This is a genomic window from Pseudomonas sp. B21-019 (assembly GCF_024749225.1).
Lineage (GTDB): Bacteria > Pseudomonadota > Gammaproteobacteria > Pseudomonadales > Pseudomonadaceae > Aquipseudomonas.
In genome coordinates this window covers 3,498,774-3,525,556 of sequence record NZ_CP087193.1, presented here as the reverse complement: position 1 = coordinate 3,525,556, position 26,783 = coordinate 3,498,774, and the positions used below count along the sequence as shown (strand labels likewise).

Here is a 26,783-nt window from a genome sequence, read left to right as displayed (position 1 = left end):
TGTAGGAGCTGTCGAGTGAAACGAGGCTGCGATCTTTTGATCTTGCTCAATGCCGGGTCACGATCTCTTCCAGATGATCCATGATGTCGTCCGGCTTGAGCACCAGCACATCGCTCTCCAGCGCATCAAGCACCACTTCCGCCGTATTCCCGATCAACGCCCCGGACAACCCGGTCCGCGCCACCGTGCCGATCACCGTCAAAGAGGCCCCCAGCTTATGGGCCATGAACGGAATCAATACATCCGCCGGGCCTTCCTCGATGTGCAGGTGGTCGTCGTCGATGTCGAACTCGGCCTGGAACGCCTTGCATTGCTCGCGGTAGCGGGCCTCGATGGTTTCCTTGAGCTGCAACGTCGGGTCGGCCGCTGACAGCATCGGCGACGGATGGGCGCTGATCACGTGCAGATGGGCCTTGGCCAAGCTGGCAATGTCGTAGCCATGATCGATGATGCTGGCATGCAAGGTGCGGTGTTCGCCGTCCATGTTGCCGACATCGATGGCCGCGAGGATCACGCCGCCGGCCCAGGATTTGGCGGTTTTCACCAGCAGCACCGGAGTCGGGCAGTAGCGCAGCAGTTTCCAGTCCGCCGGGGTCAGCAGGGCCTTTTTCAGTGGGCTGTCGGGATAATGCTGCTTGACCACCAGCCCGCAACCTTCAGCCTGCTGCACATCGATAATGGTGTCGTGCAGGCTTTCGTTCCAGGCTTGCTCGGTGGTGACGTTGTACCCGTCCGCCAGCAGAGCCGCCTTGAGCACGCCGAGCATCGCGCTGTGATCATGCTTTTTATCGCAGACCAGCAGGTGCAGATGAGCCTGGGTCACGCCAGCGATCAATTTGGCCCGTTTGAGCGCCAGGCTTTCCGAGTGTTCGGGTTCAATGACCACCAGAATGCTGCGAATGGCTTGCATGATCGGGATCTCCTGAAAATGAAAAAGCACGGCGTTGCACAACTATAGTTGCTGCCGGCGATTCGGGGACTTGATGCATATCAACGGTGGCGACTGGTGGTCTGTCGGCAGGCCGGTATAATCGGCGCCCTTCGTTTTGAACCTTTTATCCGTGAGCCCCATGATCCTTCCCGAAATTCACGAGTTCCTTGGCTGCCGCACGCCCGACGGTTGGGTCCAGGCCGCGCTGGCCGATCAGGAAACGCTGCTGATCGACCACAAAAACTGCGAATTCAAGGCGGCCAGCACGGCGTTGAGCCTGATCGCCAAGTATCACTCCCACGTCGATCTGATCAACCTGATGTCGCGTCTGGCCCGGGAAGAGCTGGTGCACCACGAGCAGGTCATGCGCCTGATGAAAAAGCGCAAGATTGAACTGCGTCAGCTGTCCGCCGGGCGTTATGCCTCGGGGCTGCGCAAAGTGGTGCGCAGCCACGAGCCGGTGAAACTGGTGGATACGCTGGTGGTCGGCGCGTTCATCGAAGCTCGCAGTTGCGAGCGTTTCGAGGCATTGGTGCCGCATCTGGATGAGGAACTGGGCAAGTTCTACTTCGGCCTGCTGAAAAGCGAGGCCCGGCATTTCCAGGGGTATCTGAAACTGGCTTATCAATACGGTGACGCCAAGGACATCGCCCAAGTGATCGACAAGGTGCGTGATGCCGAACAGGCGTTGATCGAGTCGCCGGATGTGGAGTTCAGGTTTCACAGTGGCGTGCCGGTCGCGGCGTGACAACGTTTCATCTTCAATAATTGTTAAAAACTCTTAAAAGAATGAAACATCGCCAAAAACCGGCCCCCGCGGCCGGTTTTTGCTGTCTGCGATAACCGTCCCTTCATCGATTGGCGCCATAATGCCGGCCATTTCATTCAAGGGTTGGCAGACGGTCATCATGGAGAGACTGGGTTTTGGCAAAGTATTGCTGGTGGAAGACGACGAGAAGCTCGCCGGGCTGATTGCGCATTTCCTGGCCCAACACGGTTTTGAAGTTCGACAGGTGCACCGCGGTGACCTCGCGGTAGCCGCTTTCCTTGAATTCAAACCGAAAGTCGTTGTGCTCGACCTGATGTTGCCGGGGCAGAGCGGCCTGCACGTGTGCCGCGAAATCCGCAGTGTGTCCGACACACCCATCGTCATCCTCACCGCCAAGGAAGACGACCTCGATCACATTCTCGGCCTGGAATCCGGTGCCGACGACTACGTGATCAAGCCCATCAAGCCCCCTGTGCTGCTCGCTCGTCTGCGTGCCTTGCAACGCCGTCAGCTGCCGGACAGCAGTGTGTGCAGCTCACTGGAATTCGGTCATCTGAGCATCGATCGCAGTTGCCGCGAAGTGCGCCTGGCGGGCGAGGGCATCGAGCTCACCACCATGGAATTCGAACTGCTGTGGTTGCTGGCCAGCGCCGCCGGCAAGACGCTGTCCCGCGACGACATCCTCAACCGCATGCGCGGTATCGCCTTCGACGGCCTCAACCGCAGTGTCGACGTGTACATCAGCAAATTGCGCGGCAAACTCAAGGACAACCCGCGCGAACCGATGTGCATCAAGACCGTGTGGGGCAAGGGTTATCTGTTCAATCCGTTTGCGTGGGAGCTGTAAATGCTGCGGTTATTTTTGGGACTGTTTCTGGTGATGACGGTTGGCCTGGTACTGGGGCTGCAAACCGTCGAGCGCACGTTTGATGCGCTGCTCGACGGCCAGATGCGCAGCTACAACCAAGAGGCGGTGCGTGGTCAGGCCTGGTCGCTGGTCGAGCAATTGCGCGGCCTGGACAGTCCGGCCCGGGAGCGACAGCTGGAAGCCATACGCCCTCACTACGGCTTGGGCCTGGCTCTGATCGAGACCGATCAATTGTCTCTGACCGATCAGGAACAAGCCGAGTTGGCCCAGGGCCTGCTGGTAATGCGCGACAAGTACACGCAGTTCATCTCGCGCATTGACGACGGTTCGCAGCTGCTCAGCATCAAGCTGCCGGCCGAGCCGAGTCTGATGCCGTTCTACATTGCCGCGGCCTATCTGATGATCGCGGTGATGATCGGTTTCGTGCTGTATTTCTGGGTACGCCCGCACTGGCGCGATCTGGAGACACTGCGCCTGGCCGCCGAACGTTTTGGCGACAACGACCTGTCGGCGCGCATCCAGCTGTCCAAGCGCTCGAACATTCGTGACCTGGCTGAACACTTCAACCTGATGGCCGCGCGCATCGAGGGGCTGATCGCCAATCAGCGCGAGCTGACTAACGCGGTGTCCCACGAATTGCGCACGCCGATTGCACGGTTGTCGTTCGAACTCGATCAACTCAAGCAACAACCGGATCCGACCCAGAACCGCGAGTTGATTGCCGACATGTACGCCGACCTCGGCGAACTGGAAGAAATGGTTTCCGAGTTGCTGACGTACGCCAGCCTTGAGCGTGGCGCTACGGTAATTTCGCGGGAGAACATTCAGGCCAGCCATTGGCTCGACAGTGTGGTGGGTAGCGTGGCGCTGGAGGGCGAAGCCGCCGGGGTGCAATTGCTGATTGTCGAATGTCAGGTTGACGAGGTTCGCATCGAACCGCGTTTCATGGCCCGGGCGGTGATCAATTTGCTGCGTAATGCCATTCGCTATGCCAACGAGCGGGTAGAAGTGTCGTTGGTGCGCACCGGTGATCATTACGTAGTGCAGGTCAACGATGATGGGCCGGGCGTGCCGCTGGACGGACGGGAGAAAATCTTCGAACCGTTCTCGCGCCTCGATGCCAGCCGCGACCGTCGCACCGGTGGTTTCGGCTTGGGCCTGGCGCTGGTGCGGCGGGTGTCTCAATCCCATGGCGGGCAAGTGGAAGTGGCGGATTCGCCGTGGGGCGGGGCGTCGTTTCGCATGACCTGGGCGCATTTGGATTAGCGGCTCAAACCCAGGCGTTCATGCCACTGGGCAATGGATTCTACCGGGTAGACCTCGAATTGCTGGTCCCCCGGATGCACCTCGACTTCCACCCACGGCGCCTTGGAACCGAGCATCAGATGCGTGTGCTCGGGCGGCACCGGCAACGGGGTGTCGATGGCCGAGGCAAACGGGTGAATCAGCTCCGGCCATTCAGGGCTGAACAGCCATAATCCCGAGCCGCACAGGGAACAGAAATGCCGCTCGGCGGTGCTGCGCCGGGCGCGCTTATCGCCTTTGTCCTTGAGCCGCGCATGGTAAATCGATATGTGTTTGCGACCGCGCACCTTGAGGCTCTGGGCGTCGCCCGCCAGGTTGATCGCATAACCGCCACCGCCCTGGGTCTTGCGACAGATCGAGCAGTAGCAACGTTGATAAGGGTAGGGGTGGGCGCTGGTCAGGCTGAACGACACCGCGCCGCAATGGCAGGAGCCTTCGAGCTGCATGGGAGCCTCCGATGGGGGGGATGACTCAAGACAGACTAGACCGTAAGCGTTTCTGCACTTGAATTTATGGTGGCCGTTCGGGCGCCTTCGCGGGCAAGCCAAATGTGGGAGCAGGCTTGCTCGCGAAGAACGATGACGCGGTCTCAGTTACGAGCACTGCCCCTGCGGCACCCTCAGGCAATGAGCCTCGCGACCCTCCCACTTGGCGATCACCAGTGGCGCCAGTGCATTGCCAAGCACATTCAGGGCGGTGGTCGGCATCTCCATCAACCGATAAACCCCGGCAATGAACGCGATGCCTTCCAGCGGTAATCCGGCACTGGCCAGGGTGGCCGAGAGAATCACGAACATGAACCCCGGCACACCGGCAGCCCCCTTGGACGTCAGGACCATGGTCACCACCAGCAACGCCTGATCGCCCAGGCTCAGGTCGATGCCGTACAACTGGGCGACGAACAAGGTGCCGATGCCGAGAAACAGCGACGCACCGTCAAGGTTGAAGGAATAACCCACCGGTACCACGAAACTGACTAGCGACGGCGGCACACCATAGGTTTCGAGTTTCTTCATCAGTTGCGGCATCACCGCCGCCGAGCTGGCGCTGGAGAAGGCCAGGACCAGTTCATCCTTGATGTGGCGCATCAGCGCGAACAGGTTGATCCCGCACAGTCGCGCCACCAGGTTGAGCACCACCAGCACGAAGAACGCAATCGCCACGTAACTGACCATGATCAGCTTGGCCAGTGGCAGCAAAGAGCTGAAACCGAAGTTGGCCACGGTCACGGCAATCATCCCGAACACACCGATCGGTGAGTAGGCCATGATCATCGACGTGACCTTGAACATCGCTTCCGAGACACCGCGCAGCAACGCGATCAACGGCTCCTTGCGTTCGTTGCCAAGCTTCGAAACACCGAGGCCGAACATCACGGCGAAGAACAGCACCGACAGCAGACTGCCCTGGGCCATCGCGTTGATGACGTTGTCCGGAATAATACCGACGATGATCTGCCCCAGGCTGTGCCCTCCGGCTGCGCTGCTGGTCGGCAGGGTAACGGCGGCCGCCTTGAGGCTCGCCAGATCAGTGCCGGCACCGGGTTTGAGCAGGTTGCCGATTACCAGTCCGACAATGATTGCCAGGGTGGTGATGCTGAAGAAATACGTCAGCGACTTGACCCCGATCCGCCCCAGGGATTTGCCGTCACCGTGACCGGCAATGCCGACCACCATGCAGGAAAACACAATGGGTACGACGATCATCTTCATCAGCTTGATGAAGATGTCGCCGGCCGGTTGCAGCAGGTTGTTCACCAGCCACGGGCGAGACTCGGGAAAGCTGTGCAGCAGGGCGCCGATGGCAATGCCGGCGAGCAGACCGATCATGATTTGCCAGACCAGCGCGATGCGGGGCTTGTGCATGGGGGGATGCCTCATTTGATGACGATGATTATGAGTGTTGTTCTAGGCAGTCAATGGGCAGCCGTCCGATGGCTGTCGGGTGTTGCGATCAGCCGTCAGCGCAAGCGTTGGCACGCTTCTTTGAGACGACGGCAACCTTCTTCGATCACGTCCAGCGAACTGGCGAACGACAGACGGATATACGGCGACATGCCGTATGCGGCGCCGCTGACCGTGGCCAGGCCGTGCTCCTTGAGCAGGTAGGCGACCAGTTGCGTATCGCTGTCGATGCGCTCGCCACTGGTGGTGGTTTTGCCCATCAGCCCGCTGACGTTGGCGAACACATAGAACGCCCCGTCCGGAGGGGTGAAGCTCAGGCCGTTGATCGGTTGCAACAGTTCGAGCATGCGGTCACGGCGTTGTTGGTAAACCTCGCGCATGCCAGCAATCGGTGCCTGATCCCCGGCAAACGCCGCGACCGCAGCCGCCTGGCTGACCGAACTCGGACACGTGGTGGTCTGCGACAGCAGTTTGCCGATGGCCCCGATCAACCACGCCGGACCTGCGCCAAACCCAAGACGCCAACCGGTCATGGCGTAACCCTTGGACGCGCCGTTGACGATCAGCGTGCGCGGTTTCAGGTCCGGGGCGAGCAGGGTCAGCGACACATGCCGGGCGTCGCCATAAACGAACTGCTCGTAGATTTCGTCGGCCATGATCAATACATGAGGATGCCGACGCAGGACGTCCGCCAGTGCCAACAGCTCGGTTTCGCTGTAGACCGCACCACTCGGATTGTTCGGCGTGTTGAGGATCACCCATTTACTGCGCGGGGTGATTGCCTGCTCCAGCGCCGCTGGCGAGAGCTTGAAGCCGTTGGATTCATCGCCGGGAATGATCACCGGCGTGGCGTCGTTCAACCGGGCGATGTCCGGGTAAGACACCCAGTACGGCGTGTGCACGATCACTTCATCGCCCAGGTTCAGCGTTGCGGCCAGGGCGTGGTAAATGATGTGCTTGCCGCCGCAGCCGGTAACCACTTCGTCGAGCCCGTAATGCAGGCCGTTATCGCGTTCAAGCTTGAGGCAGATCGCTTTGCGCAAGGCAAGTGTGCCGTGGGTGGCCGTGTAGTGCGTGTCACCGCTGTGCATCGCGGTGCTGGCGGCGTCGAGGATATGTGCCGGAGTGTCGAAATCCGGTTCGCCCATGGTGAAGTTGACGATGTCCCGACCCTGGGCGCGCAGCTCGGTCACCAGTGCGTTGGCGGCGATGCTCGGCGAAGGTTGGATGCCCAGCACCCGATCAGACAAAAATGCAGTGCTCATTGTGTTCCCCCTTAATCGGCCAGGCCGGCCTGCTGCAAGACCTTGTCCATCCAGCTCTGACGCAGGGCGCCGGTGGCGATTTCGGCTTTGACTTGTTCTTCGTGGGCCGCATGTTGTGCGGCGCGACGCAGCACTTCGGCCGCATCGGCCTGGGAAAACGCCACCAATCCGTCTTCGTCGCCGACCAGCAAATCGCCCGGTTGAACCAGCATGCCGCCGATCGACACCGGCACGTTGATCTCGCCCGGACCGCTCTTGTAAGGGCCGCAGTGCACGACGCCGCGGGCGTAGCAGGGGGTATCGTCGAAACTGGCGACATCGCGAATCGCGCCGTCAATCACGAAACCGACGCAGCCACGCTGCTGGGCGTAGAGCTTGACCAGTTCGCCGATCACCGCGTTGTTGGTGTCGCCCTGGGCGTCCACCACCAACACATGGCCGGGTTGCAGCATGCTCATGGCCTTGTAGATCAGCAGGTTGTCGCCTGGACGGGTTTTGACGGTCAGGGCGGTGCCGACCAATTTGCCGCTGCGGTTGTAGCGGGTCAGGCCGCGAGCACCAATGTGCCGGCCGAGGTTGTCGCTGATGTGCGGCGTGACCACATTGGCGAACGCTTCGAGCACTTCGGCAGCGGCCAGCGGTGGGTTGGGAAGAATGCGTGAACCGGGCAAGGACATGGCTGATCTCCTGAAGAATGAGTTAGCAGCCGATCAGGGCTGTGGCTCGATCTTAGGAGTGATAAACAAACAGTTTTAGCGATATTTTATTATGCGGTAGTATCGCTTTTTTTCATGTGGCGTTTGCAATGATCACCTTCAAGCAGATTGACGCGTTGTTCTGGATTGCCGAGTTGGGCAGCTTCGAAGCGGCAGCGAACAAGCTGAACATGTCTCAGTCGGCGATTTCCAAACGTATCCAGGAGCTGGAAGAAACCTTCGACGTGGAGATTTTCGACCGCAGCAAGCGCAACGCACGGCTGACCGAGAAGGGCGGCGAACTGCTGGATTACGCCAAGGATTTGCTGGAACGCCGTGACTATTTGCTGGAGCGGGTCAGCGCCCGTGAAGTATTGGTGCGCAGGTTTCGCCTCGGGGTCACCGAACTGACGGCGTTGACCTGGTTGCCGGCGCTGGTCGAGTCGCTACGGCAGGCTTACCCCAAGGTGCAAATCGAGCCTTCGGTGGAACTGAGCAGCGAACTGTTTCGCAAACTGGAAAACGATCAACTCGATCTGGTCATCGTCCCGGATGTCTACAACGATGCGCGGTTCGTCAGTACCCCACTGAAGTCCGTCGAAAACGCCTGGATGTGCGCGCCAGGTCTGATTACCGACCCGGATCCGGTGAGTATCGAGCGCCTGGCCGGTTGCACGGTGTTGACCCAGGGATCCCAGTCCGGGACAGGCTTGATCTACGAGCGCTGGATGGCTTCCCACAATGTGCAGATGCCTAAAACCATCACCAGCCATAACTTGCTGGTGCAGGTCGGATTGACCTTGTCCGGGGTTGGTGTGAGTTATTTGCCCAAGGCCTGCCTGTCGCATTTGATCGAACGAGGCGCGTTGCGCGCACTGGTGACGACGCCGGGCCTGCCGCGGATTCGCTACGCCGCGCTGCACCGCACCGATCGTCAATTCGGTCTGAACCAGGATGTCGCGCAACTGGCGCTGCAGTGTTGCGACTTTTCGCGGTTGTTGCTCTGAACGTCAGATGTCGGGCTTGCCCGCGATGAACGATTACACGGTCTACCGGTTAGGTACCCGCCACAAATACCACGACGCCACCGTCCGATAAGGGCTCCACGCCAACCCGATATCCACCATCTGCTTGCGACTCGGCTGTTGTTCCAGCCCCTTTAACCGGCGATAACCCTCACGCACCCCGAAGTCATCGGCCGGCAAAACGTCTGGCCGCTCCAGGCTGTAGATCAGCAGCATTTCCACGGTCCAGCGGCCCACACCGCGCAAGGTGATCAAACGCTCGATCAATGCTTCATCGTCCATCGCCAGCGCCGTGGCGTAGTCCGGCACCACGCCGTCCAGAGCCGCCTGAGCGATGCCCTGAATGGTTGCGATCTTGCTGGCGGAAAAGCCGCAACCGCGCATCTGCTCGAAGTCAGTCGCCAGGATCTGCTCGGGTCTGGGGAAGGTGTTCGCGGGAAACAACGCCAGCAGCCGGCCGACAATCGCATCGCCGGCCTTTGCATGTAGTTGCTGATAGGCAATCGCCCGCACCAGCGATTCATAAGGATCGCGCGCCGCGTGGGGCTGATGCAGGCAGGGGCCGATGGCGCTGATGTGGCGCTGCCAGTCGGCATCGAGGGCCGAGAGGAATTCGCTGGCCAGTTGATAGGTGTCGGGCATGGAGCATCCTGAGGGGCGGGTGGCTGCGGGAAGACTAGTCGTCCCCCCGCAGCGCCGCACTCCATTGCTTGCGGTCAAACTTTCCCGGTCGGGGCCAGCAGGGCGTTCACTTGGCTGTAGGTGAAGGCCTTGAGGTGACTGCTGTCGAGCGTGCCGGTTTGCAGAAAGCTTTTGGCCAGGCCGGCCATGGCGCCGTAGAGGAATTCGGCGATGCCGGAGCCTGCGCTCAAACGGCGCACGCCAAGGGCTTGCAGTTCCTCGGGCGAAGGCAGGCCCGGGAAGCCGAGCACGTTCAGCGGCAGCGTTGTGCCGTGGCACAGGGCGTCGATCTCGTACGCCGCCGTGACGCCAGCGGCGAACAATCCGTCGGCACCGGCGGCCTGATACAACGCGGCGCGTTTGAGCGTCTCGGCGACACGATCTTCGGCCGGCACCAGGCCCCTGAGGTATACGTCGGTGCGGGCATTGATGAACAGCTTCACATCCCGGCGATTGGCAACCTGGCGCGCAATTTCGATCTTGCGGGCCAGCAGGTCGGGCGGGGCAGCGCCGTCCTCGATATTGATCCCCACGGCACCGGCGGCGATCACTGCGTCGACCACTTGCGCAACTCGCCCCAGGTCATCGGAATAACCCGCCTCAATGTCCACGCTCAACGGCACGCTGATGACCCGGGCGATGGATTCGACGGTGGAAACCAGCCGCTCAAGCGGCAAGGTGTTGCCATCCGGATAACCATGCACCCAGGCCACTGCTGCGCTGCTGGTGGCCACGGCTTTGCTGCCCAGCTGTTCCACCAGTCGCGCCCCGGTGGCATCGGCGACGTTGGTCAGAATCAACAGCCCGCTCTGGTGCAGTTGATGGAATTGAGTGTCGAGTGTGTCCATTGAATGTCCCTCCTTATGACTTTTTATTGGAAAACCTTTTTTTGAAAAGCCGTGGAGCGATCAGAATGCCAGTTGTTGGGTGATTTGCACCGCGGCGCTTTCCAGCCTGAGCAGAAACGCTTTGCGCGGTTGTCCACCACCATAGCCGGTCAACGAGCCGTCTGCGCCGATCACCCGATGACAGGGCAGCACAATCGCCAGACGGTTTTGCCCGTTGGCCATGCCCACGGCGCGACTGGCGCCGGGCTTGCCCAGTTGCGCGGCAATCGCGCCATAGGTGCTGGTCTGGCCGTAGGGGATCTTCATCAATTCGTTCCACACCTGCTTGGCGAAAGCGCTGCCGGGCAGGTGCAGGGGCACGTTGAATTCGCTCCGTTTGCCGGCGAAGTATTGCGCCAGTTGTTCTTCAATCTGCTGCAAATGCCTGTTGTGTCCGGGGGCCACGGCGTAGCCATAATGGTTCTGCAGTTCTTCGATTTCCTTGGTCAATGCCGGTCGGTCGAGAAACTCCAATAGCACCAGCCCACGCCGTTCGGCCATGGCGATCATCGGCCCCAGCGGCGTGGTCAATCGGGTGAACAGCAGCGGCTCGCTGTGGACGGCGCGACCGGGGGTGATGTGGAATGACTTTTGAAACGCATCGCGAAAACCGCTCAAGGATTCATAGCCGGAATCGAACGCCGCGTTGTCGATGGATTCGCCTTGCTTGATGCCACCGAGGGCGATGCCCAACCGTCGGCTGCGCAGCCAGGCGTGAAAAGTCATGCCGAAATGCTGCTTGAACCAGCGCCGCAGTTTCAGCGGCTCGATGCCCTCGGCGAGCAATTGGGCATCGGTCCAGCGCTGGTCGGGGTCGGCGTCGACGGATTTCAGCAGTTGCTGCACCCAGTCCGGCGCAATGGCTGCGGCGTCCAGCGGTTTGCACCGCAGACAGGCCCGATAGCCCGCCGACATCGCCTCATCGGCATGAGCGAAGAACTCGACGTTTTCCGGCTTCGGTTTGCGCGCCGTGCAACTGGGGCGGCAGAAGATGCCGGTGGTTTTGACCGCGGTAAAGAACACCCCCTCGTAGGCGGTGTCGCGTTCGAGCATGGCGCGAACCATCTCGGCGTGGGGCGGAAGCACAGCGTTTTGTAGGTTCATGGGCTGAGCATAAGCCGCGTTGCCTGGTGCCTCCACCGGAAAATCGACAGAGAATTTTTGTACCCTGAGCTACAGTCATCGGGTCACCGGCAATGCTGTAAACGCTATTTTCAGGAATCCATCCCAATGCAAGCATTCACGATTAAACACATCGATCACATCGTCCTGCGCGTCGAGAACCTCGAACGCAGCATCGCGTTTTATGGCGAGGTACTCGGCGCCGAACTGGTCAAGCGCCGCGACGATCTGGGCCTGGTGCATCTGCGTGCGGGCACCTCGATGATCGATCTCGTCGACATCCAGGGCGAAATCGGCCGCACGGGCGGTGCTGCCGCTGGTCGCGAACGGCGCAACGTCGACCACTTCTGCCTGCGCATCGAACCGTTTGACGAGGAAGCACTGGTCAGGCACTTGCAGTCCTTTGGCCTGAAACCCGAGAAAGCCGCCGTGCGTTTCGGCGCCGAAGGCAACGGGCTGTCTATCTATTGCTTCGATCCGGACGGCAACCAGGTCGAACTGAAAGGACCGTCCCAAGCGTAAAGGTCAGGCCCGTTTCGCCATCAACAGCACCGAAGCCGCCGCCGACAACAATCCCGCGCAGCAACGGTTGAACATCCGTTTGCCCCGTGGTTCAGCGAACCAGCGGCGCATGTGCAGGCCCATGTAGGCGTAGGCGCTGATGGCGATCCATTCCAGCAGCAGGAACAACGCGCCGAGCACCGCGAATTGTGGCGCCACCGCCTGGGTCGGGTCGACGAACTGCGGCAGGAAGGCGGTGAACAGCAAAATGGCCTTGGGATTACCCGCTGCCACCAGAAACTCCTGCCGCGCCAGGGCCAGGATCCCCACCGGCGTGCCGGTGATGTGCTGCTCGGCCTCGGGATTGGCGCGCCACAGTTGCCATGCCAGGTACAACAGGTAAGCGGCGCCGATGATCTTGATCGCGTAGAACAGCCATTCCGAGGTTTTCAGCACCACCGACAACCCGGCGGCGGCCAGAGCGATCATCCCGGCAAACGCCAGCAAACGCCCGACGCCGGCCACACAGGCGCGACGATAGCCATAACGGGTGGCATTGCTGACTGACAGCAGATTGTTCGGGCCGGGGGCCATGTTCAGGGCAAAGCAGGCCGGCAAAAACAGGAAGAGGGTGGCGAGGTCCATGAACGGGCTCCAGGAACGAGAGCGGTATTTTTATCACGGGTGGTTGGTGATTTGGCCCATACAGCGGTGGATGCAAATAGCCGTACAGAGAAAAACACGGGACAGACCACGATTGTTCGGCATTTGCCTTGAATCGTGGTCCGTCCCTTTTTACGGGGAAATCAAAAGATCGCAGCCTTCGGCAGCTCCTACGCCGGACGTGGTGCTTCTACGGGCGGGGTGCCGTCGTGGAACATTGTCTTCAGTTGAGCACGCAGTTCTGGTGAATCGGTGTGCTTGTGAACACTGACCGCATGCTGTGCCGCGGCCTCCAGCAGTTCGTTTTCAGAGTCTGCGGACAGGGCGACCGAGCATTTGGAAGCGCTTGGGAACTCGCGGCAGTCGATGTATTTACGCGCCATGATCTTCTCCTCCCTACGATGAAGGCAGGCCGTGGCCTGCGTGAACGATCACTCGACGCGCCCCGCATCGAGTGTGCCGACTCTTGAAGTATAGGCCCGCCATAAGGTGCCTCGTGACAGTCTTGCAACCTACAGGGCGCGACATGCATCGCGGAACAGGCAAGGGTTGTTTTCTTCAATACAGCATTTCCCTGGCTCTTTACCTTGAGCCCTGGTTCAACTGAATTGAAGAAGGTATGCAATGAGTCTGATTCTTTCGATGGCGGCGTTTGCCTTGGTCGCTTCCATTACACCGGGGCCGGTGAACATTGTGGCGTTGAGTTCGGGGGCGCAGTTCGGTTTTCGCGCCAGTCAGCGGCATGTGGCCGGGGCGACTCTGGGGTTTGTGTTGCTGTTGGTGCTGATGGGCCTGGGGTTGCATGAGGTATTGCGGCTGTGGCCGGCGCTGACGCAGGTGGTGCAGCTGGCGGGTGTAGCGTTTCTGCTGTTCATGGCCTGGAAGCTGGCGGCGGACGATGGTCGCATCGATGCAAAAGAGTCGCGCCGGGCACCGTCGATGCTGTATGGCGCGGTGATGCAATGGCTCAATCCGAAAGCCTGGCTGGCGTGTGTAGCGGGCATGGGCGCGTTCGTCGCGGACGGCGAGGCGCGGCTGGTCTGGCAGTTTGCGGCGGTGTATCTGGTGATTTGCTATGTGTCTGTCGGCTGTTGGGCATATGCCGGGACATGCCTGCAGGGTTATCTGAATAATCCTGCAAGCATGCGTTTGTTCAACCGGGTGATGGCGGGATTGCTGGGGGGGAGTGCAGCGTATTTGCTGTTTTCCTAGCACCATCCCCCAGACAATCATTTCATTCGAGGCCGTGTAGCAAGCTGAACTCGTTTTTTGTCAGCGGTGTGAACCGGTTGTTTCGTAGCTGGCTGATGGCATACAGCGCACGACCGGTTCGGCCGTTACCGTTGCCCAGACCGTGGAAGCCCACGACGGTGGCGAGCAAATGTTTATCGAAATGCTCATGGCTGGTGTTGAGTAATTTCAGGTGCTCCTTCATCGCAGCGAACCCACTGATATTGCTAGGGTATGTCGTTTCAAAATGTAGTCCGATGCGCTCGATGCCTGCGGCATCTGGTGCAATCCGGACGTTCAGCTCTCTGATCAATGCCGGATCGGTCAGCGACTTTTTATTCCCGGCATACTCACGCAATACCGCAACGATGTTGTCGAGGTCGTTAGTTGGAGTGGTTGAACCGTTCACGATCCAGGCTCCCGCCCTTTGCGAATTATCTGTAAAGCCGCTTGGGTTGAAAGCCGATTCCGGCATGATTTGGCCAAAAGGCGCCTTGCCCAGATCTTGTTTCAACACATTTTGCTGGTAATTTTTTACATAGGTGACATTTTTCGTGTCGAGCTGGGCCAGGACTTTCAGCGCCTCGCCATAATTATCGGCTCCTGATCCTGGTCGGGCGGAGATGTAGTCGTGTGGTAAATTTTTGAGGTAGGTCTTGAACAGATCATCTACGGCCGCTCGGCCAATCAAAGCCTCCAAATCTTGTGCTGACTTGAGTTTTGTTGTCGATTCAACAACTGCATTGTTGAACAGATGTTCTAGTTCAATGTTGGTTACGTTACTCGGCAAACGACTGTCTTTGTTCCCCAAAAGGGTCACAATCTGTTCGACGGTCTCAATGCTGTCGTCCTTGAACAGCGCACGCCCATGGGCAACCGTGTCCAGCGACATGCGGATCCGAGAAGCCGAGCCGGTATGATCGATGGCCTTGATCAAGTCGTAGCCGTTTGCACCGGACATAAAACGCAATTGCTGTCTTGCCAGGTGAGAAGCGGAGCGGGCGTGGCCGCTCAACTTCATTACACCTCGAGCCAGCAGCTGGCTGCCACCGGTGAGTAACTTTGTAGGATTGTCGATGGGAGCGAAGAGGCTGATGACGGTACTGCCAACCACTTTGGAAGTGGAAAGCAGTTTCGAGACCAGGGTTGTGGCCTTCGCGCTGATAGCGGCCACTTTAATGCCGATGACGGCAACGGAAACAGCGAGGGCCGCGGCATCCATGACACAGCCGAAAATGGCGCGGTTTTGTCGGGAAGGCACCCCCGAGGAAAGCTCCTCGACGCATTCCTTGAACGGGATGATCAGGTTCACAATGAAAGTGAAGATGGCTTCGGTCTTTTCAATCGCTTTTTCACGTTTGGTCTGGTCGAGGCCCAGTTGCATCAGTTCATCTTCAGTGAAATAGGGGTTTTCTTTTGCAATAAGGTTACTGATTGCTTCTTTTCGCGTTGAACGAAAGTAGGGGTTCGGCGTGGTGGTGTCTGCACTTGCTGATGGGTTGAATTCACCGATTTTGCGGATGAAAAAAGCGGATTTTGCATAGCTGCGGGGGGCCGTGTTCGCTTGATAAGCCTGTATATCCAGACGGCCTTCCAAATGTTGTTTGTGGTTCACAAATGTCGCGGCAGCGGACCCACTGGCCATGAAGAGAGGGCGAAACACTTCACTAAGCTCCTCGCTGTATACGCATTCCGTCCTCATCGGAAATAGTTGATAACAACGAAGCTCTGAATCAAGTACCGCACAAATGATAACGCCATAACGACCGGTCTTTCCGGGGGTGGGCGTTGCCGGTCTTACAGCACCCGTCGGGTTGGGGATATTAGTAAATCGGGTGGTGGTATATTCCTGAACACAATAGAGACCCAGGTGGCCGTCCTCAATGAACGACCTGTCCGTCAGGCTTAGTTGCGAAAATGTAACTTTGATAATGGCCGACAACGCTTCGGTCATTGAGTTGTAATGATTGTGGATCGCTTGTTCAAATAGACCTGCAATGGGGTACAGGTCAGTCAGATCAGGGAATGCCTCGTAAATACTGCTCCCTTTGGTTCGGTCCCAATCCTGGGTGTGAAGCTCGTCGCCCAGGTAAAGATCGACAACCGATACCCGCCTTCCTGCACCACCGCCCGTTCCGCGATGTTTGACCAACAGTTCCTCAGGGTCACAATCCGGCACCTGGGATTTGAGTTCTTTAAGTGCGAGCGCCTTGCGATGGGGCAGCGGTTTGCCCAGATCAATCAAGGAGCTCGTCATCATGTCAGCATGTTGCTTGTACTCATCCTTCGCCACCGTAACGGCTTGCAGGTTGAGGTTGTCCTCTGAATCCCGGGCGATCAGATCGTTCATCAGCGCCCAGGTTATCACCGGGTCAGCCGAGTGCGTGGCAAACACTGTTTTGAGTTCAGGGGTCAACTGCGATGCGCGGGCGAACCCCAGCAGGTGTTGGTAGGTCATGCTCCGGGAAACACCGGGGACGATCGCTTCGGCAAAGTGTACGGCTTGCGTGAAGACGACCCAGGCCGGTGTGCCAATACGCAGGTTTGACGGCAGCTCATCGGCAAGATATTCCGGCGCCATGCCTCCCAGGACCAGTTCCGCGACGAGCGGGGCAATCATGGCGTCGAGCTTGAGTTGGCTGACCAGATGCTGTTCAAGTCGCGTGCGGACCGCTGAGGGGGGAAGCAGCAAATAGCGTTTCGAGTAGAGGTCAAAACCTGCAAATGAGGTATTGGCGCTGTCCAGTTCCGGATCAAGGTCAAGCAGCATCACCGCAATCATCAGCTGTTCGATGAACTGTGCGGTTGGCTTGGGGCCGTTTTCATCAGAGAACCAGCCTAATGCCGTCATGAACGCATGCCCATTATTCGCGCTCGACACTGCAATATCGATCAGCCGTGTCAGCCGGTAACCTTGGCTGGTGGGCAGTTTGTCGGCGGAAAAGCTTTCAAGTTTCAGCGAATGGCCATAGAGCGAAACCAAAGGAAGTTCGCCTCCGGTTTCTTCCTCGATCACATCGCGAATGAGGGCGCGATTTTTCTCCGTGAGTTCGAATGGTGAGTCTTTGGGGGAAATCAGCAACTGCCAGTAGTTCCCATAGGGCGACGGTACTGGAAGTGTGGTGGCATTCAGTAGATCAATTAACTCTTTCGCACTTTCCACGCTGGCCGGAAGTGGCAGGCCGTGAAAACGCAACCACTGGCTTATTGTGATTTTTTCGGTGGACGTCACCCATCCGCCGGTCAGCTTGGCACTGCTTGAAAGGAGGCGCAGCTGTTCATCGATGTCGGCAACGCCAGTGAAGTGACGGGCGATGTCGTTACGCTCAGAGAAGAAACCAACGGTGACCAGCTCGCCGTTGACTTCACGGGTACTGATGTTGTTATAGGAGTAAAAGAGTTGACCGTGTTCGTTGACATGAAAGATGTTTGTTTGGGGGATGCCTTGTTCGGCCCCGATTTTTTTGAAGTCGGGTTGCCGGATGAGCCTCGCCAGGCAGGTAGTAGCTGGACGATGTAGTTGGGAGAAGTCGGAATCCGGGTCGCAGATAACTGATACACGGTCCCATAACCACCCAACGGCTGCCATGACGTCTTCATCGCTGAGGAAGTTGGTAATGGCTTCAATGACTGATTGTTTCTCGCGTTGGTTGCTGGAATGAAATACGTAGTTATTTTGCGTGTTCAAGTAAGAAGCTCCATCTTCTGATGTTGGGTTGTAGCGTGGGAAGGGAGCTTAAATAAGAGTTCGGCGCGTTGTCATTTTATTTATATGACTTCATATGACTTTTGCAGGCAAGGGTCGTGAGTTGGTTTTAACTAACCTGTTCTTGATAGGGGAACTTGTCGATGTATTAACTTATCCGCGATATTGCCCAGGCGTCGCCGCCAGATGCTGTTTGAACACCCGCTGAAAATGCGCCTGATCAGCAAAACCCGCCTCTAACGCCACATCGGCAATTAATCGCCCATTGCGCAGTCGATCCCGGGCGAACTGGATGCGCCGGTTGACCAGAAATGCATGGGGCGTCATGCCGTAATGCTGTTTGAAGGCGCGAATAAGGTAGGACGGCGACAGTTGCGCCGCTTCGCAAATGTCTTCGAGCTTGAGCTGGTGCGTGCAGTTATCGCGGATGTAGTCGGCGGCCCGCTCCAGCTTGAAGTTAGGCTCGCGCAACGGTTGATCTATAGGGTTGAGCCGCTGTTGCACCTCGGTGAAAAACTCCACCGCCGCGCTGTGCTTGTGCAGCACATCCTGCTGCCGATCGACCAACACCTCGTACAAGTTCTTCAGGCCGGCGAACAGCTCGACATCGCGATTGTGGGTGATGGAAAACCGGCGAAACGCCGAATCCTGGCTGAAGCCGAGCTGATGCTGCAAGTCAGTCAGCCAAGGCGTCTCGACGTACAGCATCAGGTACGACCAAGGCTGGTCATCGATCGGATTGCAGGCATGCACATCGCCGGGGTTCATCAACACCACGGTGCCGGCGCTGACCTGAAACTCCGATTGCTCATGGATGTAGGTGCTGCGCCCAGCGGTGATAGCACCGATGGAAAAGTGTTCGTGGGAATGCCGGGCGTAGCAGACCTCGCGGCCGTCGGCGATGGAGCGGGCTTCGATGAAGGGCAGGGCGTCGTCGCGCCAGAAACGCGGGGCTTTGTCTGCATCTTTGGCGACGATGTGCTTCATCTCGGTGTCCTTGGCGGGCCAGTACCTCAGTGTATTAGCTCTGGCCGGCAAAGGCTCGTTCCAGTTCGGCGATGTCGAGTTTTTTCATCTGCAACATCGCTTGCATGGCACGCTGGGATTTTGCCGTGTCGGGGTCTTGCATCATGTGCATCAGCGCCACCGGCACGATTTGCCACGACACGCCGAATTTATCCTTGAGCCAGCCACATTGCTGCGCCTGCACAGGCCCGCCGGCGGTCAGGTTGCCCCAGAAGTGGTCGACTTCCTCCTGATTCTGACAATTGACCTGGAACGACACCGCTTCGTTGAAGGTGAACACTGGCCCACCATTGAGACCGGTGAAGGTCTGGCCATCAAGCTCGAAGCTGACCGTCATCACCGAACCTTCCGGGCGGCCGTGGATTTCCTGACCGGCCTTGCCGTAATGGGTGATGGCGGTGATTTTCGAGTGATCGAAGATCGAGCAATAAAACTTCGCCGCCGCTTCGGCCTGATCGTCGAACCACAGGCAGGGTGTAAGCTTTGGAAAGCGTTGCATGGCGGTTGTCCTCGGCAGGTTGTACACGCTGGACTATCAGATTAGCCAGCCTGTAGGCGATTGGACGGACCGTAGATCGACAAGTCCGTAGCAGCTGCTACGGGACGGGAGCGACCGGTGGTCGATGAACATGGCTTGTGGGTCAAATTGCGCTTAGCTGTAGGGATGACCCAAGGCGCCGCGTAGGTATTTCGCTGCCACAGCGGCGCCCCTTCAGAACACTGTGAGTCTGAGGAAATCCGCCATGCTGACCCTGAACATCAATGGCAAGGACCAGGAACTGGATGTCCCCGCGGACATGCCGTTGCTCTGGGTTCTGCGCGATGTCGCGCACCTGACGGGCACCAAATTCGGTTGCGGCATGGCCCAGTGTGGTGCCTGCACCGTACACGTCGACGGCGCGCCGCTGCGCTCCTGCATCACGCCCGCCACGGCGGTGGCCCACGGGCAGAAAATTCTCACCATCGAAGGTCTGTCCAGCGACGGCTTGCACCCGGTGCAGCAGGCCTGGGCCGAACTCGACGTGGTTCAGTGCGGTTATTGCCAGTCCGGGCAGATCATGTCGGCGGCCGCGTTGCTGGCGAAGATCCCCAAGCCTACCGACAGCGACATCGACCAGGCGTTGTCCGGCAACATTTGCCGCTGCGGCACCTACCCAAGAATCCGCGCGGCGGTCAAACGCGCCGCCGAGATCGGTTGAGGTTGAAGCCACGTTGAAGGGAGTCTGAGCCATGCACAGCATCAACTCTGTCTCGCGTCGCGGTTTTCTCAAGAGCAGTGCCGTGTTGGGTGGCGGTCTGGTGGTGGGGTTTGTCATCCCTGGCAGCCATCGCTTTGCCCTCGGCGCCGAGAATCAAGGAGAGGTGTTCGCGCCCAATGCCTTTTTACGCATCGGCAACGACAACAGCGTCACTGTGCTGCTCGGCCATTCGGAAATGGGCCAGGGCATGTGGACCGGCCTGACCATGTTGATCGCCGAAGAACTGGACGCCGATTGGTCGAAAATTCGCGTCGAACACGCGCCAGCCTCGGCCGCCGAGTATGGCCTGCCGGCGTTTGGCGGAATGCAGATCACCGGCGGTTCGACCTCGACCTGGATGGAGTTCGATCGCTATCGTCAGGCCGGCGCAACGGCGCGCCTGATGCTGATCGACGCGGCGGCCAAGCGATTCGACATGGCGCCTTCGCAGATCCGCACCGAGTCGGGCGTGGTGATTGCTGGCGACAAGCGCGCTACTTACGGCGAACTGGCGGATGACGCCGGCAAGTTGCCGGTGCCGGATCCGGCCTCGATCAAGTTCAAGGAGGCCAAGGACTGGAAGGTCATCGGCAAACCCACCAAGCGTCTCGACACCCCGGAGAAAATCACCGGGCAGGCGAAGTTCGGCATGGACGTGCAATTCGACGGGCTCATGACCGCGGTGGTCGCTCGGCCGCCAGTGTTCGGTGGCAGCGTCAAATCCTTCGAAGGCGCCGAAGCGCTGGCGGTGCCGGGCGTGCACAAAGTGGTGCAGGTGCCCACGGGAGTCGCGGTGATTGCCGATCATTATTGGGCGGCGAAGTTGGGGCGCGATGCGCTGAAGGTTGTATGGGAACCGGGGCCGAACGCCGGGCTCGACAGCCAGCAACTGCTGGAAAGCTTCCGTAAACTCGCCGCCACCCCCGGGACCTCGGTCAGCCAGGCCGGGGACGCGACGGTGATGTTGGGCAGAGCGGCGAAGACTATCGAGGCCGAATACAGCGTGCCGTACCTGGCCCACGCACCGATGGAACCGCTCAATTGCACGGTGAAAATCACCAAGGACAAATGCGAAATCTGGACCGGCACGCAGTTCCAGACCCTGGATCAGATGATCGCGGGGAAGATCACCGGGCTCAAACCCGAACAGGTCGAGATCCACACCCAATTCCTCGGTGGCGGCTTCGGGCGTCGGGCCAACCCGACCTCGGATTTTGTCAGCGAGGCGGTGTACGTCGCCAAAGCGGCGGGCGAACCGGTGAAAACCGTCTGGTCCCGAGAGGATGACATTCGCGGCGGTTACTATCGCTCGGCATTCCTGCATCAGGCACGCATCGGGCTGGACGCCGACGGTATGCCGATCGCCTGGAAGCATGTGCTGGTCGGACAGTCGATCATGGCCGGCACGTCGTTCGAGGCGACCATGGTCAAGGACGGTGTCGACAAAACCTCCGTCGAAGGTGTGGCCGGCAGTCCCTATTTTGAGGGGCTGGCCAATCACCTGATCGACCTGCATTCCCCGCAAACCGGCATCAGCGTGTTGTGGTTGCGGTCGGTGGGGCATACCCATACGGCATTCGTCATGGAGTCGTTGATCGATGAGCTGGCAGAGGCGGCCGGCAAGGATCCGGTGGAATACCGACGAACCTTGCTCAAGGCGCATCCACGGCATCTGGGGGTGCTGAATCTGGCGGTGGAGAAAGCCGACTGGAAAGCGCCGTTGCCGGACGGCCACGCATTGGGCGTGGCGGTGCATGAGTCTTTCGGCAGCTACGTCGCCCATGTGGCGGAGGTGTCGCAGGACAACCTGGCGATTCGCGTACACCGGGTGGTGTGTGCGGTGGATTGCGGCATTGCGGTCAACCCGCAGAGCATCGCCGCGCAGATGGAGTCAGGCATCACCTTCGGCCTCGGATTTACCTTGCACAGCAAACTGACGTTCAAGAACGGTCAGGTGCAGCAGTCCAATTTTCACGACTATCAGGTGCTGCGCCTGAACGAAATGCCCGTGGTCGAAGTGCATATCGTCCCCAGCACCGACAAACCCGGCGGCATCGGCGAAGTCGGTGTACCGCCCGTGGCGCCGGCCGTGGCGAACGCGGTGTTTGCCTTGACCGGGCAGCGTCTGCGGGAACTGCCGCTGCAATTGTCGGGGGTGTGACATGAAACGACATCTGTTGCTGGGCGCGGTGGTGCTGATCGGGCTGACTGGCTATGCCTCAGACCTGTTCGCTGATGAAAAAGAGGCGCTGAAGGCGTTTGACACGGTACAGAAGGTGTTCCAGAGCCCGCGCTGTCAGAACTGTCATATCCCCGGCGATTCGCCTTTACAGTTCGACGCCGGCAATCCTCACGCGATGAGGGTGGTTCGCGGGATGGATGGCAAAGGGGCGGCCGGTCTGCCGTGTGCCAGTTGCCATGCCGAAAGCAATCCGCCCGCCAGTTATGGGCCTCACGCACCGCCCGGAGCGCCGCATTGGAGCCTGCCGCCGGCCGCGCACAAAATGGCCTGGATCGGTCTGCCGCCCGACAGGTTGTGCGCGATGATCAAGGACCGTTCCAGTAATGGTGATCGTGATTTTGCGGCACTGATCAAACATGTCAGCGAGGACAAACTGGTGCTCTGGGGCTGGCATCCAGGTGAGGGACGGACGCCAGTGCCGGTGCCCCACGACATTTTCGTCACCCAGTTCAAACTCTGGGCGGACGCTGGAGGGCCGTGTCCGGTGGCGGGTAGCTGACCAGCGGCGCGTTTATAAGGAGTCAAACCGGGTGTGAACGACTCTAACGTTTATATCCATCAAGGGAGTGAGTAATGCTAACCCCAGACAAACCGCTCAAACCCGGCGCGGGCACGCCGAACGTCCTCGACGGCGCCGTGCAGGACCGCGATGTACTGCGCGACCTGGCGCGCAAGGCCGAGCAAGAACTGATGGGCGTGCAGATGGCGAGCATGGATGAGTTGACGCTGCTGTCCAATCGTCATGGCTTCGAGGCTCTGGCCCAATTGGCGCTGGAGGCCTGTCGGCAGTTGGGCCAACCTGCGACCCTGTTGTTTTTCGACCTTGATGACTTCAAGCACATCAACCGGTTGTATGGGCGTGCCGAGGGCGACAACGCCCTGAAAACCTTTGCCGACGTGTTGCGCATCGCTTTTCGTGAAAGCGATGTGATCGGTCGGCTGGGCAGCGATGAGTTTGCTGCCTTGTTGACCGGTGCCAACACGGTGGAGATTGCCGCAATCAGGGCGCGCCTCGAAGAAATACTCGATGAGCGTAATGCCACGGTGCATCGTGGCTATGACATTCGCTTCAGTGTCGGGCAGATCGAGTTTGATGCCCAGCTAACCCAAACGGCGCAAGACCTGCTGGCTCTGGTCGATAAGGCGTTGCGTGCCCGACAGTTCGAAGCTCGTCATTCTTGAATGGCGCCTTGCAAAACCGCTGCAACGTGCTCGGCCGTTCGTAACAGCTGACCATCCTCTCTGAACCTTCCGATCATCTGTAGCCCGACAGGCAACATGGCTTGGCCGGGCCTCAGCGGGATGTTCAGTTGCGGCAAGCCAAACGCCCCCCAAAACTTGATGAAGTCCGACGGCCCGGTGCTTTCCAGGCCGACCGGCGCGACCATCCCGCAAGAGGCGCCGAGCATGGCGTCGAAAGGGCGGCAAAGCTCGCTCAAGCGTGGGGCAAGATCAGCCAGGCGCGCCTTGGCAGCGGATTCCTGTTGCCAGGTTGTGGTCGCCGCCCGCTCGAACATGGCCAGGGTCGAAGGGCTCAATTGTGTTCGGTGTTGTTGAAACTCCTTTGCCAGCGAGCGGGCACCTTCGCAATCGTTAATCAACTGATGATCGTCGAATACACCGGCAAACTCATCCGGCAGCCGTACTTCGCTCACGTGATGGCCGGCGCTGCGCAACTGATCCACCGCCTGTTCCAGGGCAAGGACCACGTCGGAGTCCACTTGATCCCAGCGTGACGTGCGGCAGAACCCCAATTGCAGTGGACGCCGCTCGATGCCAGGCATCACGAACCCGGGAATCAACACGCGCGCTACCAGGTGCAGGTCGCGCACTGACTGGCCATACCAACCCACGGTGTCGAAGCTCGGCGCCAACGGTTTTACCCCTTCCAGCGACACCAGCCCCAGCGACGGTTTGAAGGCGAAGAGGCCGCAGTAGGATGCCGGCTTGAGCAACGAGCCTGCGGTCTGGGTGCCCAGCGCCAGGGCAAAGAACCCTGCAGCCATCCCGGCCGCCGAGCCCGCGCTGGAGCTGCCCGGCGTTCGCGTAAGGTCGTGGGGATTGCGGGTTGGACCGGTGTGCATGTACGCAAACTCGGTGGTATGGGTCTTGCCCATGATCAGCGCCCCGGCCTGGCGCAGCAGCGTCACGACGTGGGCGTCCCGGGAGGGTTGATGGTCGGTATAAATGGGTGAATAGAACTGTGTGGGGTAGGCAGCGGTGTCGAAAATGTCTTTGATGCCCACGGGGACGCCGGCCAGCAGGCCCTGGCCGTTGTGCTGCGCCGCATCGGCGCGGACCTGCCGGGCGTCGAACGAGACAAAAGCCTGGATCTCCGGCTCCCGCGCCTGAATGCGCTGAAGAAAGGTTTCGGCGATGATGGCGGCGGTAGTTTCGCCATTGACCACCGCTTGACTGAGGGTGGTGGCGTCAAGGGGCGAGCGGGTCATTTGGCGAACAACTGATTGATATTTTTGAACGCCTTGAACTCCAGAGCATTGCCGCAGGGATCGAAAAGAAACATCGTGGCTTGTTCGCCCACCAATCCCTGAAACCGGATGCCCGGCTCGATCACGAAGTGTGTGCCCAGGGCTTTCAGGCGTTCGGCCAGCGCCTCCCATTCTTCCATCGGCAATACCACACCGAAATGCGGCACCGGTACGTCGTGGCCATCCACGACGTTGGTATGGGCGGCTTCCTGAGAAGCGTTTTTCGGGGCCAGATGAATCACCAGTTGATGGCCGAAAAAGTTGAAATCGACCCAGTGATCGCTGGAGCGACCTTCTTCCAGGCCGAACACCTCGCCATAGAAACGCCGGGTAGCGTCCAGATCGTAAACCGGGATGGCCAAATGAAAAGGGGACAGTTGCATCGGATGTGCCTCGACGGGTTGAGCGTTGAGGCTGAGTTTAGTCCTGTGCTTTTTGATTAAAAGACGATAGTTTTTGCAGCGAGCTCAAATTATTTCGATCAATTGGGGAGCCGTATGCTGCGGGAACTGAAAACCTTCATTGCCGTGACGCGCCATGGCACGTTCGCAGCGGCAGGCATGCACATCGGCCTGACTCAGTCGGCGGTCAGCGCGCAGATCCGCAATCTGGAGCAGGCGTTGGGCATACGTCTGTTCGATCGCACCGGGCGTCAGGCGCTCCTCAATGCCGCAGGGCAACGAGCGTTGCCGATGGCTCAGGAAATGCTCGAGATCTTCAGTCGCATGGCCGTTAGTGATGACATCAGCGAGTTTCGTGGCGAATTGAAGATCGGCGCGGTGGCTACCGTCCAGACCGGTTTGTTGCCACGGGCGCTGTTGCGACTCCGGCAACAGGCGCCATTGCTGGAGGCGAAACTGGTGCCGGGGGTATCCCTGAACCTGCTGAGCCAGGTGGACACTGGCGAAGTGGACCTGGCAATTCTGATCAAGCCGCCGTTTGAATTACCCAAGGAATTATCGGTGCAAGTCATTCGCCGGGAGCCGTTTGTGCTGATCGTGCCGGCCGACCTCGAGGGGGATGACCCGCTGCAGTTACTCGCCAGCCATCCCCACGTACGCTACGACCGCAATTCATTCGGTGGGCGATTGGTGACGCGTTTTTTGCGCGAGAAGCAGATTGACGTGCAAGTAGCGCTGGAGCTCGACGAGCTGGAAGCGATCGTGAAGATGGTTGAGTGCGGACTCGGCGTTTCACTGCTGCCCGAGGCAGGGCTGTGGCTGGAGCATGGGGCGAAGGTCCGGATCATCCCGCTGGGAGAGCTGACGTTCTACCGGGAGATCGTGCTGTTGCAGCGTTATAGCCAGCGCACACAGCCGATCCAGCAGTTGTTTGCCCAGTGTTTGTTGTGAAGATCTTTTGAATTTGAGGGCACAAAAAACCCGCCTGAAGAGGCGGGTTTTTTAACGGCTAACCGAAGATCACTCTTCGATGTTACCCATGGCGGTGGTGTTGAAGCCGCCGTCTACGTACATGATTTCGCCGCTGATGCCGGACGCCAGGTCCGAGCACAGGAAGGCGCCGGCGTTGCCGACTTCTTCGATGGTGACGTTACGACGCAGCGGGGTTTGCGCTTCGTTGGCGGCCAGCATTTTGCGGAAGTTCTTGATGCCGGAAGCGGCGAGGGTGCGGATCGGGCCAGCCGATACGCAGTTGACGCGGGTGCCGTCCGGGCCCAGGGAGCCGGCCAGGTAACGTACGCCAGCTTCCAGGGAAGCCTTGGCCATGCCCATTACGTTGTAGTTCGGCATGGTGCGCTCGGCGCCCAGGTACGACAGGGTCAGCAGGCTGCCATTGCGGCCTTTCATCATTTCGCGACCAGCCTTGGCCAGGGCCACGAAGCTGTAGGCGCTGATGTCGTGAGCGATGCGGAAACCTTCACGGGTGGTGGCTTCGGTGAAGTCGCCGTCCAGTTGGTCGCCCGGGGCGAAGCCGACGGAGTGCACGATGCAGTCCAGGCCGTCCCACTTCTTGCTCAACTCTTCGAAGACCTTGGCGATTTCGGCATCGCTGGCCACGTCGCACGGGAAGCACAGCTCAGGGCTCGACCCCCAGCCTTGTGCGAATTCTTCGACACGACCCTTGAGTTTGTCGTTCTGATAAGTGAAGGCAAGCTCAGCGCCCTCGCGATGCATGGCGGCAGCGATGCCGGATGCGATGGACAGCTTGCTGGCGACACCGACGATCAGTACGCGCTTACCGGCGAGAAAACCCATGTGTTGCTCCTCTCTTTCAG

Annotated in this window: 27 protein-coding genes; 11 read left to right on the top strand and 16 right to left on the bottom strand. The window is 59.4% G+C overall.

Going from position 1 to position 26,783, the window contains the following annotated elements; all coding sequences use genetic code 11:
- Positions 1–46: 46 nt before the first annotated feature.
- Positions 47–910, bottom strand: coding sequence for a universal stress protein (locus LOY36_RS15660; protein WP_258668691.1), 864 nt, complete (start codon positions 908–910; stop codon positions 47–49).
- A 160-nt stretch (positions 911–1,070) separates the two neighbouring features.
- Between LOY36_RS15660 and LOY36_RS15655 the strand changes: the two genes are divergently transcribed.
- The 3 genes from LOY36_RS15655 (at position 1,071) to LOY36_RS15645 (ending at position 3,834) form a co-directional block, all read left to right on the top strand.
- Complete coding sequence (locus LOY36_RS15655) at positions 1,071–1,679, top strand: tRNA-(ms[2]io[6]A)-hydroxylase (protein ID WP_008010271.1); 609 nt, start codon at positions 1,071–1,073, stop codon at positions 1,677–1,679.
- Positions 1,680–1,839: 160 nt separating this feature from the next.
- Positions 1,840–2,547: a winged helix-turn-helix domain-containing protein gene (locus tag LOY36_RS15650; protein ID WP_258674188.1), complete on the top strand. Its 708-nt coding sequence runs from the start codon at positions 1,840–1,842 to the stop codon at positions 2,545–2,547.
- Positions 2,548–3,834: an ATP-binding protein gene (locus LOY36_RS15645; protein ID WP_258668690.1), complete on the top strand. Its 1,287-nt coding sequence runs from the start codon at positions 2,548–2,550 to the stop codon at positions 3,832–3,834.
- On the opposite strand, the gene LOY36_RS15640 is transcribed toward LOY36_RS15645, so the two are convergent.
- The 4 genes from LOY36_RS15640 to LOY36_RS15625 form a co-directional block, all read right to left on the bottom strand.
- On the bottom strand, positions 3,831–4,319 hold the full coding sequence (locus tag LOY36_RS15640; RefSeq protein ID WP_258668689.1) for a GFA family protein: 489 nt from the start codon (positions 4,317–4,319) through the stop codon (positions 3,831–3,833). The two genes, LOY36_RS15645 and LOY36_RS15640, sit on opposite strands and share 4 nt — an antisense overlap.
- A 147-nt stretch (positions 4,320–4,466) precedes the next feature.
- On the bottom strand, positions 4,467–5,738 hold the full coding sequence (locus LOY36_RS15635) for a cation:dicarboxylate symporter family transporter (protein WP_018929647.1): 1,272 nt from the start codon (positions 5,736–5,738) through the stop codon (positions 4,467–4,469).
- Positions 5,739–5,833: 95 nt separating this feature from the next.
- Positions 5,834–7,042 carry a pyridoxal phosphate-dependent aminotransferase gene (locus tag LOY36_RS15630; RefSeq protein ID WP_258668687.1) on the bottom strand — a complete coding sequence of 403 codons (1,209 nt, stop codon included), beginning with the start codon at positions 7,040–7,042 and terminating at the stop codon, positions 5,834–5,836.
- An 11-nt stretch (positions 7,043–7,053) separates the two neighbouring features.
- Entirely contained in the window at positions 7,054–7,719 is a 666-nt protein-coding gene (locus LOY36_RS15625) for an RraA family protein (RefSeq protein ID WP_018929645.1), read from the bottom strand.
- Between the two features lie 128 nt (positions 7,720–7,847).
- Here LOY36_RS15625 and LOY36_RS15620 point away from each other — a divergent pair, with 128 nt between their 5' ends.
- Positions 7,848–8,744 carry a LysR family transcriptional regulator gene (locus tag LOY36_RS15620; protein WP_018929644.1) on the top strand — a complete coding sequence of 299 codons (897 nt, stop codon included), beginning with the start codon at positions 7,848–7,850 and terminating at the stop codon, positions 8,742–8,744.
- 42 nt (positions 8,745–8,786) lie between these two features.
- Here LOY36_RS15620 and LOY36_RS15615 read toward each other — a convergent pair whose 3' ends face one another.
- From LOY36_RS15615 to LOY36_RS15605, 3 genes are all read right to left on the bottom strand, one after another.
- Positions 8,787–9,404, bottom strand: a complete 618-nt coding sequence (locus LOY36_RS15615) for a DNA-3-methyladenine glycosylase (RefSeq protein ID WP_258668685.1) — start codon at positions 9,402–9,404, stop codon at positions 8,787–8,789.
- Between the two features lie 74 nt (positions 9,405–9,478).
- The gene (locus LOY36_RS15610; RefSeq protein WP_019579343.1) at positions 9,479–10,291 is read right to left on the bottom strand and encodes an isocitrate lyase/phosphoenolpyruvate mutase family protein; all 813 of its coding nucleotides are present in this window, start codon (positions 10,289–10,291) and stop codon (positions 9,479–9,481) included.
- Between the two features lie 60 nt (positions 10,292–10,351).
- Positions 10,352–11,434, bottom strand: a complete 1,083-nt coding sequence (locus LOY36_RS15605) for a bifunctional transcriptional activator/DNA repair enzyme AdaA (protein WP_258668684.1) — start codon at positions 11,432–11,434, stop codon at positions 10,352–10,354.
- A 126-nt stretch (positions 11,435–11,560) separates the two neighbouring features.
- On the opposite strand from LOY36_RS15605, the gene LOY36_RS15600 reads away from it, so the two are divergent.
- Positions 11,561–11,974: a VOC family protein gene (locus tag LOY36_RS15600; protein ID WP_258668683.1), complete on the top strand. Its 414-nt coding sequence runs from the start codon at positions 11,561–11,563 to the stop codon at positions 11,972–11,974.
- 3 nt (positions 11,975–11,977) lie between these two features.
- Here LOY36_RS15600 and LOY36_RS15595 read toward each other — a convergent pair whose 3' ends face one another.
- Both LOY36_RS15595 and LOY36_RS15590 read right to left on the bottom strand, forming a co-directional pair.
- Positions 11,978–12,598, bottom strand: a complete 621-nt coding sequence (locus tag LOY36_RS15595; protein WP_258668682.1) for a LysE family translocator — start codon at positions 12,596–12,598, stop codon at positions 11,978–11,980.
- A 188-nt stretch (positions 12,599–12,786) separates the two neighbouring features.
- On the bottom strand, positions 12,787–12,999 hold the full coding sequence (locus LOY36_RS15590) for a DUF1059 domain-containing protein (protein WP_007937743.1): 213 nt from the start codon (positions 12,997–12,999) through the stop codon (positions 12,787–12,789).
- Between the two features lie 241 nt (positions 13,000–13,240).
- On the opposite strand from LOY36_RS15590, the gene LOY36_RS15585 reads away from it, so the two are divergent.
- A complete protein-coding gene (locus tag LOY36_RS15585) occupies positions 13,241–13,828 on the top strand; it encodes a LysE family translocator (protein ID WP_258668681.1) in 588 nt (195 codons plus the stop codon).
- A gap of 22 nt (positions 13,829–13,850) precedes the next feature.
- On the opposite strand, the gene LOY36_RS15580 is transcribed toward LOY36_RS15585, so the two are convergent.
- From LOY36_RS15580 to LOY36_RS15570, 3 genes are all read right to left on the bottom strand, one after another.
- Positions 13,851–17,534 (bottom strand): hypothetical protein, encoded by a 3,684-nt coding sequence (locus LOY36_RS15580; protein ID WP_258668680.1) that lies wholly within the window; start codon positions 17,532–17,534, stop codon positions 13,851–13,853.
- A 171-nt stretch (positions 17,535–17,705) separates the two neighbouring features.
- Positions 17,706–18,539: an AraC family transcriptional regulator gene (locus tag LOY36_RS15575; protein ID WP_019648945.1), complete on the bottom strand. Its 834-nt coding sequence runs from the start codon at positions 18,537–18,539 to the stop codon at positions 17,706–17,708.
- 34 nt (positions 18,540–18,573) lie between these two features.
- Positions 18,574–19,077: a VOC family protein gene (locus LOY36_RS15570; RefSeq protein ID WP_019648946.1), complete on the bottom strand. Its 504-nt coding sequence runs from the start codon at positions 19,075–19,077 to the stop codon at positions 18,574–18,576.
- Between the two features lie 244 nt (positions 19,078–19,321).
- Here LOY36_RS15570 and LOY36_RS15565 point away from each other — a divergent pair, with 244 nt between their 5' ends.
- The 4 genes from LOY36_RS15565 to LOY36_RS15550 all read left to right on the top strand — a co-directional run bounded on the left by LOY36_RS15565 (position 19,322) and on the right by LOY36_RS15550 (position 23,240).
- Positions 19,322–19,777, top strand: coding sequence for a (2Fe-2S)-binding protein (locus LOY36_RS15565; protein WP_258668677.1), 456 nt, complete (start codon positions 19,322–19,324; stop codon positions 19,775–19,777).
- Positions 19,778–19,808: 31 nt separating this feature from the next.
- Complete coding sequence (locus tag LOY36_RS15560) at positions 19,809–21,977, top strand: xanthine dehydrogenase family protein molybdopterin-binding subunit (protein ID WP_258668676.1); 2,169 nt, start codon at positions 19,809–19,811, stop codon at positions 21,975–21,977.
- A gap of 1 nt (position 21,978) precedes the next feature.
- A complete protein-coding gene (locus LOY36_RS15555; protein WP_019648949.1) occupies positions 21,979–22,557 on the top strand; it encodes a hypothetical protein in 579 nt (192 codons plus the stop codon).
- A gap of 74 nt (positions 22,558–22,631) precedes the next feature.
- Entirely contained in the window at positions 22,632–23,240 is a 609-nt protein-coding gene (locus LOY36_RS15550) for a GGDEF domain-containing protein (protein WP_258668675.1), read from the top strand.
- Here LOY36_RS15550 and LOY36_RS15545 read toward each other — a convergent pair.
- Positions 23,231–24,508, bottom strand: a complete 1,278-nt coding sequence (locus LOY36_RS15545) for an amidase (RefSeq protein ID WP_258668674.1) — start codon at positions 24,506–24,508, stop codon at positions 23,231–23,233. The two genes, LOY36_RS15550 and LOY36_RS15545, sit on opposite strands and share 10 nt — an antisense overlap.
- The gene (locus LOY36_RS15540) at positions 24,505–24,930 is read right to left on the bottom strand and encodes a VOC family protein (RefSeq protein WP_258668673.1); all 426 of its coding nucleotides are present in this window, start codon (positions 24,928–24,930) and stop codon (positions 24,505–24,507) included. The genes LOY36_RS15545 and LOY36_RS15540 overlap by 4 nt, the downstream gene beginning before the upstream one ends.
- A gap of 114 nt (positions 24,931–25,044) precedes the next feature.
- Between LOY36_RS15540 and LOY36_RS15535 the strand changes: the two genes are divergently transcribed.
- Positions 25,045–25,899 carry a LysR family transcriptional regulator gene (locus tag LOY36_RS15535; protein WP_258668672.1) on the top strand — a complete coding sequence of 285 codons (855 nt, stop codon included), beginning with the start codon at positions 25,045–25,047 and terminating at the stop codon, positions 25,897–25,899.
- 69 nt (positions 25,900–25,968) lie between these two features.
- On the opposite strand, the gene fabI is transcribed toward LOY36_RS15535, so the two are convergent.
- A complete protein-coding gene (fabI, locus tag LOY36_RS15530) occupies positions 25,969–26,763 on the bottom strand; it encodes an enoyl-ACP reductase FabI (RefSeq protein WP_007937760.1) in 795 nt (264 codons plus the stop codon).
- Between the last annotated feature and the right edge of the window lie 20 nt (positions 26,764–26,783).

Excerpts from the sequence above, each read along its gene's own strand:
- LOY36_RS15555 (WP_019648949.1), top strand. The coding sequence starts at position 21,979 with ATGAAACGACATCTGTTGCTGGGCGCGGTGGTGCTGATCGGGCTGACT.
- LOY36_RS15660 (WP_258668691.1), bottom strand. The coding sequence starts at position 910 with ATGCAAGCCATTCGCAGCATTCTGGTGGTCATTGAACCCGAACACTCG.
- LOY36_RS15565 (WP_258668677.1), top strand. The coding sequence starts at position 19,322 with ATGCTGACCCTGAACATCAATGGCAAGGACCAGGAACTGGATGTCCCC.
- LOY36_RS15550 (WP_258668675.1), top strand. The coding sequence starts at position 22,632 with ATGCTAACCCCAGACAAACCGCTCAAACCCGGCGCGGGCACGCCGAAC.
- LOY36_RS15605 (WP_258668684.1), bottom strand. The coding sequence starts at position 11,434 with ATGAACCTACAAAACGCTGTGCTTCCGCCCCACGCCGAGATGGTTCGC.
- LOY36_RS15630 (WP_258668687.1), bottom strand. The coding sequence starts at position 7,042 with ATGAGCACTGCATTTTTGTCTGATCGGGTGCTGGGCATCCAACCTTCG.
- LOY36_RS15620 (WP_018929644.1), top strand. The coding sequence starts at position 7,848 with ATGATCACCTTCAAGCAGATTGACGCGTTGTTCTGGATTGCCGAGTTG.
- LOY36_RS15600 (WP_258668683.1), top strand. The coding sequence starts at position 11,561 with ATGCAAGCATTCACGATTAAACACATCGATCACATCGTCCTGCGCGTC.
- LOY36_RS15535 (WP_258668672.1), top strand. The coding sequence starts at position 25,045 with ATGCTGCGGGAACTGAAAACCTTCATTGCCGTGACGCGCCATGGCACG.
- LOY36_RS15560 (WP_258668676.1), top strand. The coding sequence starts at position 19,809 with ATGCACAGCATCAACTCTGTCTCGCGTCGCGGTTTTCTCAAGAGCAGT.
- LOY36_RS15540 (WP_258668673.1), bottom strand. The coding sequence starts at position 24,930 with ATGCAACTGTCCCCTTTTCATTTGGCCATCCCGGTTTACGATCTGGAC.
- LOY36_RS15595 (WP_258668682.1), bottom strand. The coding sequence starts at position 12,598 with ATGGACCTCGCCACCCTCTTCCTGTTTTTGCCGGCCTGCTTTGCCCTG.
- LOY36_RS15590 (WP_007937743.1), bottom strand. The coding sequence starts at position 12,999 with ATGGCGCGTAAATACATCGACTGCCGCGAGTTCCCAAGCGCTTCCAAA.
- LOY36_RS15610 (WP_019579343.1), bottom strand. The coding sequence starts at position 10,291 with ATGGACACACTCGACACTCAATTCCATCAACTGCACCAGAGCGGGCTG.
- fabI (WP_007937760.1), bottom strand. The coding sequence starts at position 26,763 with ATGGGTTTTCTCGCCGGTAAGCGCGTACTGATCGTCGGTGTCGCCAGC.
- LOY36_RS15625 (WP_018929645.1), bottom strand. The coding sequence starts at position 7,719 with ATGTCCTTGCCCGGTTCACGCATTCTTCCCAACCCACCGCTGGCCGCT.
- LOY36_RS15570 (WP_019648946.1), bottom strand. The coding sequence starts at position 19,077 with ATGCAACGCTTTCCAAAGCTTACACCCTGCCTGTGGTTCGACGATCAG.
- LOY36_RS15655 (WP_008010271.1), top strand. The coding sequence starts at position 1,071 with ATGATCCTTCCCGAAATTCACGAGTTCCTTGGCTGCCGCACGCCCGAC.
- LOY36_RS15545 (WP_258668674.1), bottom strand. The coding sequence starts at position 24,508 with ATGACCCGCTCGCCCCTTGACGCCACCACCCTCAGTCAAGCGGTGGTC.
- LOY36_RS15615 (WP_258668685.1), bottom strand. The coding sequence starts at position 9,404 with ATGCCCGACACCTATCAACTGGCCAGCGAATTCCTCTCGGCCCTCGAT.
- LOY36_RS15635 (WP_018929647.1), bottom strand. The coding sequence starts at position 5,738 with ATGCACAAGCCCCGCATCGCGCTGGTCTGGCAAATCATGATCGGTCTG.
- LOY36_RS15575 (WP_019648945.1), bottom strand. The coding sequence starts at position 18,539 with ATGAAGCACATCGTCGCCAAAGATGCAGACAAAGCCCCGCGTTTCTGG.
- LOY36_RS15585 (WP_258668681.1), top strand. The coding sequence starts at position 13,241 with ATGAGTCTGATTCTTTCGATGGCGGCGTTTGCCTTGGTCGCTTCCATT.
- LOY36_RS15650 (WP_258674188.1), top strand. The coding sequence starts at position 1,840 with ATGGAGAGACTGGGTTTTGGCAAAGTATTGCTGGTGGAAGACGACGAG.
- LOY36_RS15645 (WP_258668690.1), top strand. The coding sequence starts at position 2,548 with ATGCTGCGGTTATTTTTGGGACTGTTTCTGGTGATGACGGTTGGCCTG.
- LOY36_RS15640 (WP_258668689.1), bottom strand. The coding sequence starts at position 4,319 with ATGCAGCTCGAAGGCTCCTGCCATTGCGGCGCGGTGTCGTTCAGCCTG.